The organism is Streptomyces sp. NBC_00726, from assembly GCF_045161735.1.
Taxonomy (GTDB): Bacteria; Actinomycetota; Actinomycetes; order Streptomycetales; family Streptomycetaceae; genus Streptomyces.
In genome coordinates, this window is sequence record NZ_CP108983.1 from 5,255,984 (window position 1) to 5,267,987 (window position 12,004).

Below are 12,004 nucleotides of genomic sequence, written 5' to 3' on the forward strand. Positions count from 1 at the left end.
GCTAATCTTGCGTGTATGACGCGACGACTTGCTCAGGTGGCACAGAAGGTTGGAGTCAGCGAGGCCACGGTCAGCCGGGTACTCAACGGCAAGCCGGGCGTTTCCGACGCCACGCGGCAGGCCGTCCTCTCCGCGCTGGACGTCCTCGGCTACGAGCGCCCGACCCAGCTGCGCGGTGAACGGGCCCGCCTGGTCGGCCTCGTCCTGCCCGAACTGCAGAACCCGATCTTCCCCGCCTTCGCCGAGGTCGTCGGCGGCGCGCTCGCCCAGCAGGGCCTCACTCCGGTCCTCTGCACCCAGACCAAGGGGGGCGTCTCCGAGGCGGACTACGTCGAACTGCTTTTGCAGCAGCAGGTCTCGGGTGTGGTCTTCGCCGGTGGTCTCTACGCCCAGGCCGACGCCCCGCACGACCACTACAAGGTGCTGGCCGACCGCAAGATCCCCGTAGTCCTGATCAACGCGGCCATCGCCCATCTCGGCTTCCCCTGCGTCTCCTGCGACGACTCCGTGGCCGTCGAGCAGGCGTGGCGCCATCTGGTGTCGCTGGGTCACGAGCGCATCGGTCTGGTGCTCGGCCCCTCGGACCACATGCCCTCGCAGCGCAAGCTGGCCGCCGCCCGGGCGCTAGCGGAGGAATCCGGCACGACCATCCCGGACGAGTGGGTGACCCGGGCGATGTTCTCGCTGGAGGGCGGGCAGGCCGCCGCCACGCGCCTGCTGGACGAGGGTGTCACCGGCTTCCTCTGCGCCAGCGACCCGCTGGCCCTCGGGGCCGTGCGCGCGGCGCGGCGGCGGGGCCTTTCGGTGCCCGACGACGTGTCCGTCGTGGGATACGACGACTCGGCCTTCATGAACTGCACCGAGCCTCCGCTCACCACCGTTCGCCAGCCGATCGAGGCGATGGGGCGGGCCGCCGTGGAACTGCTCTCCGTGCAGATCGGCGGCCGCGCCGTGCCGTCCGACGAGCTTCTTTTCGAACCGGAGCTGGTCGTCCGGGGTTCCACGGCCCAGCCCCCGCGCACGGCTTCCCGCTGATCGTCGGGATTTTGCACCACTGAAGCTGCCAATTGCGTGCTCACGGGGACGGGGGTGGCTGGGGCGGCCGGGGGCCGGTGTAGTGCCCGCTGGGGCGCATCCGCAGCGGGCGTTCCCCGTACTCCTCCAGCGCATGCGCGATCCAGCCCGCCGTACGCGAGATCGCGAACACCGTCTCGCCCGCCTCCGCGGGCATGCCCGAAGCGGCCGAGAGCACGGCCAGCGCCAGATCGACGTTGGCGTGCAGAGGGACGTCCCGCGCGGTGGTGGCCACCACATCGCGGGCGGCGGCCAGGGCCGGTCCGGCTTGCGGGACGCGTTCCAGCAGGCCGAACAGCGTACGGGCGCGAGGGTCCTCGCCCGTGTACAAGCGGTGCCCGAGCCCCGGCACCCGGCGCCCCGCCCGCAGATGGTCCGCCACCACCGGCGCGGCGCCACCGCGCTCCAGGACCTCGGCCAGCATGCGGTGGGCCAGCCCGCTCGCCGCCCCGTGCAACGGGCCTTCCAGCACGCCGAGCCCCGCCGACACCACCGCGTACGGATGAGCCCGGGCCGATGCGGCGACCCGGGCCGCCAGCGTCGAAGCGGCCAGATCGTGGTCGATGAGCAGCGCAAGTGCGGTGTCCAGCACGGCGAGCGACGGTTCGTCGGGTCGGCGAGCGGTGAGTTTCGGCCACAGTTGGGCAGCCAGGCCGGAGGATGCGCCAGGTTCGTCCGGATCCGCCGTGCCGCTCTCGCGGCCACCCGCCGTCGGCAGCGCCGCGACCAGCGCTGGAATCAGGCTGCGCGCCCCGCCGAGCACCGTCTCGCGCGACAGGTCGAAGCGCAGCGGATCGGCGGCAGCGGCGGCCACCACCGCGACCCGGAGCCGGTCCGTGGACCCGCAGTGCACCGGCAGCGCACCGACCGCTCGCCGGGCCGCCGCCACCGCCTGCTCCGGGGCCGTGAAGCGGATGCCCGGCCGCAGCTCACCGGTCCACAGCCACTCGGCGACCTCCTCGTACGCATAGCGCGAGGCCAGCTCCGTCGCGTCCACGCCCCGGAAGTAGTAGCGGTTGTCGGCGATGAGGGTGATGCCGGTCCGGACGGCCGGCTCGCCCGAAGCGGAGGCCGGCTCCCTGCGCCCCGTACGCCGGGCCAGCGCGTCGACCTCCGCCGCGTCGAACGTACTGCCGCGACCGCCCGGCGCGCGGCTGCTGCTCAGCTGCCCCCGGCTCACATACGCGTACACCGTCTCGGGCTTCACCCCCAGGCGCTCGGCCGTCTCCCGCGTCGTGAGCCGCTGCCCGGCCGCCTCTGATCGCTCCGTCATGTCGCCACCGTATCCATATGCCGCCCTCGGCATCCATGCATTCATATTGATTCAATCAACATTGACAGGAATCTGGTCATGCATGGACAGTCGAATCAATATCAAGGAGTCACCCGACTGTCCACGGAGGAAGCAATGACGACCATGACCGGCGGAACACCGCTCGACGTCCCCCGAGGTCTCGCGGGTGTCGTCGTGACCGATACGGCGCTCGGCGACGTCCGGGGCCGCGAGGGCTTCTACCACTACCGCCAGTACTCGGCGGTCGAGCTGGCGCAGGCCCGGAGCTTCGAGGACGTCTGGTACCTCATGACCGAGGGCGAGCTGCCCGGCCCGGAAGCCCGCGCCGACTTCGCCGCCCGCACCGCCGCCCTGCGCGTACTGCCCGATGCCGTACGCGAGGCGCTGCCCGCCATAGCGCGGGCGAGCGCGGTGTCCGGCCCGCTCTCCGGGCTGCGTACGGCGCTCTCCCTGCTCGGCGCGTCGGCCGGATTCCGGCCGGTGTACGACATCGACGCGGACCGGCGCCGGGCCGACGCCCTGGCCGTCTGCGCCGCCGTCCCCACCGTGCTGACCGCCCTGCACCGCCTCGGCCAGGGCCTCGAACCCGTCGAGCCGCGCGCCGACCTGCCGCACGCGGCCAACTACCTGTACATGCTCACCGGTGCCGTCCCGGATGCCGCCCGGGCCAGGGCCGTCGAGCAGTATCTGATCTCCACGATCGACCACGGCTTCAACGCCTCGACGTTCACCGGACGGGTCGTCGCCTCGACCGGAGCGGACGTCGCCGCCTGCCTGGTGGCCGCCGTCGGAGCACTCTCCGGCCCCCTGCACGGCGGCGCCCCGAGCCGCGCCCTGGACACGCTCGACGCGATCGGCACCCCCGACCGCGTCGACGGCTGGATCCGCGAACGCGTCCTCGCCGGCGACCGCATCATGGGCTTCGGCCACCCGGTCTACCGCACCGAGGACCCCCGCTCGCGCATGCTCCGGTCCATCGCCCAGAGCTTCGGCGGCCCGCTCGTGGAGTTCGCCGTCGAGGTGGAACGCCAGGTCGAGGCGATCCTCGCCGAGCTCAAGCCGGGACGTGAGCTGCACACCAACGTCGAGTTCTACGCCGGAGTGGTCATGGAGCTGTGCGGGCTGCCGCGCGAGATGTTCACACCCACCTTCTGCACGGCGCGGGTCGTGGGCTGGAGCGCCAATATCCTGGAACAGGCGGAGGACTCCAAGATCATCCGCCCGGCGGCCCGCTATGCCGGCCCGCCCCCGCCGCAGCCGGTCCCGGCCGTCTGACCCCGCAGGAAGGCACCCGTTGAGCTCGTCGTCGCCCCACCGCCCCCGTATCCCCGTCGTCGTCCTCGCGGGATTCCTGGGATCCGGCAAGACGACGCTGCTCAACCACCTCCTGCTGCACCGCGCGGGCAACCGGATCGGCGTGATCGTCAACGACTTCGGGGCCATCGAGATCGACGCCATGACGGTCTCCGGGCAGGTCGGGTCCACCGTGTCGCTGGGCGGCGGCTGCCTGTGCTGCGCGGTCGACGCGAGCGAACTGGACACCTATCTGGAGACCCTGACCCGGCCCTCCGCCCGGCTCGACGTCATCGTCATCGAGGCGAGCGGCCTCGCCGAGCCGCAGGAACTCGTCCGCATGATCCTCGCCAGCGACAACCCGCACATCGTGTACGGGGGACTGGTCGAGGTGGTCGACGCCGCCGAGTTCGAGGCGACCCGGGAACGCCATCCGGAGATCGGCCGCCATCTCGCGGTGGCCGATCTCGTCGTGCTCAACAAGACTGACCGGGCCGGGGACGAGGAGTGCGCCCGGGTCCGCAAGGCCGTCGCGGAGACCGGAAGCACGGCCGCCGTCATCCCGGCCACGTACGGGCGCATCGACCCCGAGCTGCTCTTCGATCCGGCGCTGCGGCCCGAAGGCGAGGAGAAGGCCCGTCAGCTCACCTTCGAGGACCTCTATCTGGAGGAGTGCGCGGCGGAGGACGGTGACGGGCACGGGGGCCATCTGCACACCGCGTACGAGAGTGTCGACTTCGACTCCAGTGTGCCGATGGACCCCCGCAGGCTGATGCGGTTCCTCGACTCACGGCCCGAGGGGCTGTACCGCATCAAGGGGTACGTCGACTTCGGCGCGGGCGACCCCGGCAACGCCTACGGGGTGCACGCCGTAGGCAGGTTCCTGCGGTTCGCCCCCAGGCCCTGGACCCGCGGCGAGCCGAAGCGGACCCAGCTCGTCCTGATCGGCTCAGGCATCGACGTACCGGCCCTGCGCGAAGAACTGAGGGGCTGCGGGATTACGGAGGACCAGGCCGGGGAAACGCGACAGGACGCCGCACACGAGCGAGCTATGTGGGGCGTCCTGCGTTACGTACAACAGCCCGGCGACGACGACGCGTAGGGGCGCGCCCCGGCGCCGGGCCGGACGGCCTACGCCGGGCCGGCGATCACCGCGACCGGGCTCTCCAGCGGCGTCCCCGAACCGTCGCGCCGTGGGTCGGGCTCGGGCAGCGACGCCGGAGCGCCGTTCTTCTGCGCCGCCCTGGCCGGCAGCGCGCCCGCCCAGGCGAACACCAGCACGTCTTCGCCCTTCAGGAACCGCTGACAGCGCACCCCACCGGTCGCCCGGCCCTTGCGCGGATACTGGTCGAACGGGGTGAGCTTGCAGGTCAGGACCGAGTCGTCCAGCGTGCCGTTCGAACCGGCGACCGTGAACACCGCGGCGTCCGCCGCCGGGTCCACCGCCGCGAACGACAGCACCCTGGCACCCGCCCCCAGCTTGACGCCCGCCATACCGCCGGCCGGCCGCCCCTGCGGGCGCACCTGCGCGGCCGGGTAGCGCAGGAGCTGCGCGTCCGACGTGATGAAGACCAGGTCCTCCTCGCCCGTCCGCAGCTCCACCGCACCGACGATCCGGTCACCGTCCTTGAGGGTGATGACCTCCAGCTCGTCCTTGTTGGCGGGATAGTCCGGCACCACGCGCTTGACGACGCCCTGCGACGTACCGATGGCGAGACCCGGTGAAGCCTCGTCGAGCGTGGTGAGGCAGACGACCTCCTCGTCCGCCTCCAGTGTCAGGAACTCCCCAACCATCGCCCCGCCCGACAGATTGGGCGCCGCGTGGGTGTCCGGCAGCTGGGGGAGATCGATCACCGGGAGCCGCAGCAGCCGCCCGCCGGACGTCACCACTCCGACGTCACCGCGAGCCGTCGCCGCCACCGCCGAGACGATCGCATCGTGCTTGGCCCGCTTGGCGCCCTCGGCGACGACGATCGGCTCGTCGTTGGCCGTACGCGCCAGCAGGCCCGTCGAAGACAGCAGCACCCGGCACGGGTCGTCCGCCACCTCCAGCGGCACCGACGCGACCTGCGAACCGGCCGACTCCAGCAGCACCGTGCGCCGGGCCGTGCCGAACTTCTTCGCGACCGCGGCCAGTTCCGCGGAGACCAGCTTGCGCAGCTCGGTGTCCGATTCCAGGATCGTCGTCAGCTCGGCGATCTCGGCGGTCAGCCGGTCCCGCTCGCTCTCCAGCTCGATCCGGTCGAAGCGGGTGAGCCGGCGCAGCGGGGTGTCCAGGATGTACTGCGTCTGGATCTCGCTCAGCGAGAAGCGCTCCATGAGCCGCTCCTTCGCCTGCGCCGAATTGTCGCTGGACCGGATCAGCCGGATGACCTCGTCGATGTCGACCAGCGCGACGAGCAGACCCTCGACCAGATGCAGCCGGTTGCGACGCTTGGTCCGGCGGAACTCGCTGCGCCGGCGCACCACGTCGAAACGGTGGTCGAGATAGACCTCCAGCAGCTCCTTCAGGCCCAGCGTGAGCGGCTGGCCGTCGACCAGTGCCACGTTGTTGATGCCGAAGGACTCCTCCATCGGCGTCAGCTTGTAGAGCTGCTCCAGCACCGCCTCCGGCACGAAGCCGTTCTTGATCTCGATCACCAGACGCAGGCCGTGCGCGCGGTCCGTGAGGTCCTTGACGTCCGCGATGCCCTGGAGCTTCTTCGCCGAGACCAGGTCCTTGATCTTGGAGATGACCTTCTCGGGGCCGACGGTGAAGGGAAGTTCGGTGACGACAAGGCCCTTGCGGCGCGGCGTGACGTTCTCCACGGCGGCGGTGGCACGGATCTTGAACGTGCCGCGGCCCCTGGCGTAGGCGTCCTTGATGCCGCTGAGGCCCACGATCCGACCGCCCGTCGGCAGGTCGGGACCGGGGACGTACCGCATCAGCGTCTCCAGGTCCGCGCCCGGATGCTTGATCAGATGCCGGGCCGCGGCGATGACCTCGCCCAGGTTGTGCGGCGGCATGTTGGTCGCCATGCCGACCGCGATCCCGGCCGCGCCGTTGACCAGGAGGTTGGGGTAGGCCGCCGGGAGGACGACCGGCTCCTGCTCCTGACCGTCGTAGTTCGACTGGAAGGCGACCGTCTCCTCGTCGATCGACTCCGTCATCAGCGAGGTCGCGTCGGCCATCCGGCACTCGGTGTACCGCATGGCGGCCGGCGGGTCGTCGTTGCCCAGGGAGCCGAAGTTCCCGTGCCCGTCGACCAGGGGGAGACGCATGGAGAACGGCTGGGCCATGCGCACCAGCGCGTCGTAGATCGACGCGTCGCCGTGCGGGTGCAGCTTGCCCATGACCTCGCCGACGACCCGGGCGCACTTCACGAAACCGCGGTCCGGGCGCAGGCCCATCTCGTTCATCTGGTACACGATGCGGCGGTGCACCGGCTTCATGCCGTCACGGGCGTCCGGGAGGGCTCGTGAGTAGATCACCGAGTACGCGTACTCAAGGAAGGAGCCCTGCATTTCGTCGACGACGTCGATGTCGAGGATCTTCTCCTCGAAGTCGACCGGCGGCGGGGTCTTCGTGCTGCGGCGGGCCATCGCTGCTGCGACTCCTTCACGGATTTCGAGCGGGCAACCTCAGGTTCCCTCAGGTTCTGACGCGGTCCATTGTGGACCGCCGCACTGACAACCCCGACCTCGACCCGTCCCAAAGCCCCCTCGACGTCCGTCCCGAGGCGGCGGAGGACCACCTTCCGGGGAATTTCGCTCGCAGCTTCGTCACACGGGAACTTCGGCAGGTGCCGGTTCGCTTGCATACAGTGGCGGGTGTCTTGAAGCAATCTTCGAAGCAGCCTCCCGCAGCGGCTTCTTCATATGGACATCCAGTAGCGCGATCGAAGGGACGTACATGCCCATGGGTCACACGGCCACAGCCCAGGCCGGCTCCGGCGGCTTGACAGCGACCGAGCACCGTCTGGCCAACGGCCTGCGCGTGGTGCTCTCCGAGGACCATCTGACCCCGGTCGCGGCGGTGTGCCTCTGGTACGACGTCGGCTCACGCCACGAGGTCAAGGGCCGTACGGGCCTGGCCCACCTCTTCGAGCACCTGATGTTCCAGGGCTCCGGCCAGGTCAAGGGGAACGGACACTTCGAGCTGGTGCAGGGTGCCGGCGGTTCGCTCAACGGCACCACCAGTTTCGAGCGGACCAACTACTTCGAGACGATGCCCACGCACCAGCTGGAGCTGGCCCTGTGGCTCGAAGCCGACCGGATGGGCTCGCTGCTCGCCGCGCTCGACGAGGAGTCCATGGAGAACCAGCGCGACGTCGTCAAGAACGAGCGCCGCCAGCGCTACGACAACGTCCCGTACGGCACCGCGTTCGAGCGGCTGACCGCGCTGGCCTACCCCGAGGGCCACCCGTACCACCACACCCCGATCGGCTCCATGGCCGACCTGGACGCGGCGACCCTGGAGGACGCCCGCGCCTTCTTCCGTACGTACTACGCGCCGAACAACGCGGTGCTTTCGGTCGTCGGCGACATCGACCCCGAGCGGACCCTCGCCTGGATCGAGAAGTACTTCGGCTCCATCCCCTCCCACGACGGCAAGCAGCCGCCGCGCGACGGTTCGCTGCCCACGATCATGGGCGGCCAGCTGCGTGAGGAGGTACGCGAGGAGGTGCCGGCGCGCGCCCTGATGGCCGCGTACCGGCTGCCCCACGACGGCACCCGCGAGTGCGACGCCGCGGACCTCGCCCTGACCGTGCTCGGCGGCGGCGAGTCGTCCCGGCTGCACAACCGCCTGGTCCGGCGCGACCGTACGGCCGTGGCCGCCGGGTTCGGACTGCTCCGGCTCGCCGGCGCGCCCTCCCTGGGCTGGCTGGACGTCAAGACGTCCGGCGGCGTGGAGGTGGCGGAGATCGAGGCCGCGGTCGACGAGGAGCTGGCCCGGTTCGCCGAGGAGGGCCCCACGGCCGAGGAGATGGAGCGCGCCCAGGCCCAGTTGGAGCGCGAATGGCTGGACCGCCTCGGTACGGTCGCGGGCCGCGCCGACGAACTCTGCCGGTATGCCGTGCTGTTCGGCGACCCGCAGCTCGCGCTGTCCGCTGTGAACCGGGTCCTCGACGTCACGGCCGAGGAGGTCAAGGCCGCCGCGCAGGCGCAGCTGCGGCCCGACAACCGGGCGGTCCTGGTCTACGAACCGGTCGAGCCCGCCGAAGAGGCCGACGCCGCCACCGACACCGACGCGCACGAAGGGGCGGACCAGTGACCGACGCTGCCGCGACTGGAGTTTCGATGCAGTACCACCCCCAGCCCGCACCCGGCGTGGCCCGGCCCTGGGCCTTCCCCGCACCCGAGCGGGGCTCCCTGCCCAACGGCCTCACCGTCCTGCGCTGCCACCGCCCCGGCCAGCAGGTCGTCGCCGTCGAGATCTTCCTCGCCGCCCCCCTGGACGCCGAGCCCGAGGGCCTGGACGGCGTGGCCACGATCATGTCGCGTGCCCTGTCCGAGGGCACCGACAAGCAGAGCGCCGAGGAGTTCGCCGCCGAGCTGGAGCGGTGCGGCGCCACCCTCGACGCCCACGCCGACCACCCCGGCGTCCGGGTCTCCCTGGAGGTCCCGGCCTCCCGCCTGGCCAAGGCGCTCGGCCTGGTCGCCGAGGCGCTGCGGGCGCCGGCCTTCGCCGACAGCGAGATCGAGCGCCTGGTGCGCAACCGGCTGGACGAGATCCCGCACGAGCAGGCCAACCCGGCCCGCCGCGCTGCCAAGCAGCTCTCCAAGGAGCTCTTCCCGGCCACGGCCCGCATGTCGCGCCCGCGCCTGGGCACCGAGGAGACCATCGAGCGGATCGACGCCGCGGCCGTGCGCGCCTTCTACGACGCGCACATCCGCCCCGCCACCGCGACCGCCGTGGTCGTCGGCGACCTCACCGGCATCGACCTGGACGCGCTGCTCGCCGACACCCTCGGCGACTGGTCCGGAAACGCCGCCGAGCCCCGTCCCGTCCCGCCGATCACGGCCGACGACACCGGCCGGGTGATCATCGTGGACCGCCCCGGCGCGGTGCAGACCCAGCTGCTGATCGGCCGCATCGGCGCCGATCGCCACGACAGCGTGTGGCCCGCCCAGGTCCTCGGCACCTACTGCCTGGGCGGCACGCTGACCTCCCGGCTCGACCGGGTGCTGCGTGAGGAGAAGGGCTACACCTACGGCGTGCGGGCCTTCGCCCAGGTGCTCCGCTCCGGCGCCGCCGACTCCGCCTCCGGTGCGACGGGCGCCGCGATGCTCGCCATCAGCGGTTCCGTGGACACCGAGTCCACCGGACCGGCGCTGGACGACCTGTGGAAGGTCCTGCGGACGCTGGCCGCCGAGGGCCTGACGGACGCCGAGCGCGAGACGGCCGTGCAGAATCTCGTGGGCGTCGCGCCCCTGAAGTTCGAGACGGCGGCCTCCGTCGCGGGCACCCTCGCCGACCAGGTGGAACAGCACCTCCCGGACGACTACCAGGCGACGCTGTACGCCCGCCTCGCCGAGACCGGCACTGTCGAGGCGACCGCGGCCGTGGTCAGCGCCTTCCCGGTGGACCGGCTGGTCACGGTCCTGGTCGGTGACGCCTCGCGCATCGAGGAGCCGGTCAAGGCACTCGGCATCGGAGAGGTATCGGTCGTCACGGGCTGATCTGCCACCCGGCCCGTTCAAAACGGGTGGCGGAGGAAAGTCCGGCCCGAGGAGGGTCCGGCGCGCGGTCGCGCCGGACCCTCCTCTGTGGGACGCGCTACAAAACCCCCTGTCCGTTTGGTGGCGGGAAGTCCGTCCGCTTAGCGTCGGGTCCGCTGTCCGCCACTCGTACGTACATCCGTGACGTACCGGGCAGCCTTCGCCGTTCCCGCGCCTCCCCTCACACCTTCCGCCGCCCGGCCGCGGCCAAAAGATATTCATGAATTCCCGCCCGGCATCGGAAATGCGAGCGCATTGCAATAGAGTCACGCCAGAGGTGTCGATCGGCCGCTGTTCGCGGGGATTGAGGCGGAGGTTCGGACATGCGTGTTCCGGCGCATTCGGTATGCACGGCAATCCGTGACGACATCATCTCCGGTGTCTTCGAACGCGGCAGCCGGCTCACCGAGGAGGTGCTCGCACGGCGTTACGGGGTTTCCCGCGTCCCGGTACGGGAAGCGCTGCGCACCCTGGAGTCGGAGGGCTTCGTCGTCACCCGGAGACACGCCGGAGCCTGCGTCGCCGAGCCCTCGGAGCAGGAGGCCGCTGACCTCCTGGAGGTCCGCATGCTGCTGGAACCGCTGAGCGCGGCCCGCGCGGCCCAGCGCCGGACGGACGCCCACCTCAAGGTGTTGCGCGGCCTGGTCAGGCTCGGCCAGGAGCGGGCCCGCCGGGGTGAGGGCGAGGACCTGCGCTCCCTGGCCGGCTGGTTCCACGAGACGCTGGCCCAGGCGTCCAGCAGCCCCGGCCTCATCGCCCTGCTCACCCAGCTCCGCCACAAGATCGCCTGGATGTACGCGGTCGAGCAGCCGGCCCGCCCGGCCGAAGCCTGGGCCGAGCACGGCGCCCTCGTGGACGCCGTGGCGCGCGGGGACGCGGAGCGGGCGCGTGCCCTGGCCGCGCAGCTCGCCGAACGTCACGGCGCCGCGCACCGGCTCCGCCGCACCGCCCGCCCCGCCACCGTGCCCCGGGCCGGCCGTGTGAGGGCTTCGCAACGTGCCGTAAACACCGCGAGCGGCCGGAATTAACAAAGGGCGCGTACAAATAAAGAAAGGCGCGTGTAAAAAAACCGGAAAAGGAGTCGTCCGCCTATCCGGTCCGTGTCCGCCTATTCGGCCCGTGTCCGTCCATTCGGTCCGCGCCGTCATGGCTTCGGCCCGCGCACGCAAAAGCCGCGGCGCCCCATGCGGGGGGCCGCGGCTTTCCCGTAAGAATTCCGGCGGTGCCGGCCGCTCGGGCTCAGACGGTCTCCGGAAGCTCCTCAAGACCCTCGGCGACCAGCTTCGCCAGGCGGTCCAGGGCGGCCTCGGCGTTGTCCGCGTCGGACGCGAGCACGATCTCCTCGCCGCCCTGGGCGCCGAGACCGAGCACCGCGAGCATGGAGGCCGCGTTCACCGGGTTGCCGTCCGCCTTGGCGATGGTGACGGGGACGCCGGAGGCCGTGGCGGCACGGACGAAGATGGAAGCGGGGCGGGCGTGCAGGCCCTCGGCCCAACCGACGTTTACGCGGCGCTCAGCCATGGTTCTGCCCTTCAAGAATCAACGGTTGTCTAGACCAGTGTCTCATGTGGTGCGCGATGCTCCGGGCAGACCCGCGGGCCCTCCCGGGCGCCGCGCCCACGGTCGTCCGGAGACCTCAGA

The 12,004-nt window shown here is 71.3% G+C and carries 9 protein-coding genes; 6 read left to right on the forward strand and 3 right to left on the reverse strand.

What is annotated here, in order from left to right:
• Positions 1–15 precede the first annotated feature (15 nt).
• On the forward strand, positions 16–1,035 hold the full coding sequence (locus tag OG338_RS23580) for a LacI family DNA-binding transcriptional regulator (RefSeq protein WP_405939207.1): 1,020 nt from the start codon (positions 16–18) through the stop codon (positions 1,033–1,035).
• Between the two features lie 40 nt (positions 1,036–1,075).
• On the opposite strand, the gene OG338_RS23585 is transcribed toward OG338_RS23580, so the two are convergent.
• A complete protein-coding gene (locus tag OG338_RS23585) occupies positions 1,076–2,347 on the reverse strand; it encodes a citrate/2-methylcitrate synthase (protein ID WP_405939208.1) in 1,272 nt (423 codons plus the stop codon).
• 135 nt (positions 2,348–2,482) lie between these two features.
• Here OG338_RS23585 and OG338_RS23590 point away from each other — a divergent pair, with 135 nt between their 5' ends.
• Together OG338_RS23590 and OG338_RS23595 are read left to right on the forward strand one after the other, a co-directional pair.
• Entirely contained in the window at positions 2,483–3,643 is a 1,161-nt protein-coding gene (locus OG338_RS23590) for a citrate synthase/methylcitrate synthase (protein ID WP_405939209.1), read from the forward strand.
• A gap of 19 nt (positions 3,644–3,662) precedes the next feature.
• Positions 3,663–4,763, forward strand: coding sequence for a CobW family GTP-binding protein (locus OG338_RS23595; protein WP_405939210.1), 1,101 nt, complete (start codon positions 3,663–3,665; stop codon positions 4,761–4,763).
• A 29-nt stretch (positions 4,764–4,792) separates the two neighbouring features.
• On the opposite strand, the gene OG338_RS23600 is transcribed toward OG338_RS23595, so the two are convergent.
• Positions 4,793–7,243, reverse strand: coding sequence for a DNA topoisomerase (ATP-hydrolyzing) subunit A (locus OG338_RS23600; RefSeq protein WP_405939211.1), 2,451 nt, complete (start codon positions 7,241–7,243; stop codon positions 4,793–4,795).
• A 310-nt stretch (positions 7,244–7,553) separates the two neighbouring features.
• Between OG338_RS23600 and OG338_RS23605 the strand changes: the two genes are divergently transcribed.
• From OG338_RS23605 to OG338_RS23615, 3 genes are all read left to right on the forward strand, one after another.
• Entirely contained in the window at positions 7,554–8,915 is a 1,362-nt protein-coding gene (locus OG338_RS23605) for a M16 family metallopeptidase (protein WP_405939212.1), read from the forward strand.
• A gap of 26 nt (positions 8,916–8,941) precedes the next feature.
• Complete coding sequence (locus OG338_RS23610; RefSeq protein WP_405939213.1) at positions 8,942–10,324, forward strand: M16 family metallopeptidase; 1,383 nt, start codon at positions 8,942–8,944, stop codon at positions 10,322–10,324.
• A 362-nt stretch (positions 10,325–10,686) separates the two neighbouring features.
• A complete protein-coding gene (locus tag OG338_RS23615; RefSeq protein WP_405939214.1) occupies positions 10,687–11,391 on the forward strand; it encodes a GntR family transcriptional regulator in 705 nt (234 codons plus the stop codon).
• 211 nt (positions 11,392–11,602) lie between these two features.
• On the opposite strand, the gene OG338_RS23620 is transcribed toward OG338_RS23615, so the two are convergent.
• Complete coding sequence (locus tag OG338_RS23620) at positions 11,603–11,884, reverse strand: HPr family phosphocarrier protein (protein ID WP_018105371.1); 282 nt, start codon at positions 11,882–11,884, stop codon at positions 11,603–11,605.
• Positions 11,885–12,004 lie beyond the last annotated feature (120 nt).

Bases quoted from the DNA above. Each gene is read 5' to 3' on its own strand.
- OG338_RS23620 (WP_018105371.1), bottom strand. From the start codon at position 11,884: ATGGCTGAGCGCCGCGTAAACGTCGGTTGGGCCGAGGGCCTGCACGCC.
- OG338_RS23600 (WP_405939211.1), bottom strand. From the start codon at position 7,243: ATGGCCCGCCGCAGCACGAAGACCCCGCCGCCGGTCGACTTCGAGGAG.
- OG338_RS23580 (WP_405939207.1), top strand. From the start codon at position 16: ATGACGCGACGACTTGCTCAGGTGGCACAGAAGGTTGGAGTCAGCGAG.
- OG338_RS23605 (WP_405939212.1), top strand. From the start codon at position 7,554: ATGCCCATGGGTCACACGGCCACAGCCCAGGCCGGCTCCGGCGGCTTG.
- OG338_RS23590 (WP_405939209.1), top strand. From the start codon at position 2,483: ATGACGACCATGACCGGCGGAACACCGCTCGACGTCCCCCGAGGTCTC.
- OG338_RS23610 (WP_405939213.1), top strand. From the start codon at position 8,942: ATGCAGTACCACCCCCAGCCCGCACCCGGCGTGGCCCGGCCCTGGGCC.
- OG338_RS23585 (WP_405939208.1), bottom strand. From the start codon at position 2,347: ATGACGGAGCGATCAGAGGCGGCCGGGCAGCGGCTCACGACGCGGGAG.
- OG338_RS23615 (WP_405939214.1), top strand. From the start codon at position 10,687: ATGCGTGTTCCGGCGCATTCGGTATGCACGGCAATCCGTGACGACATC.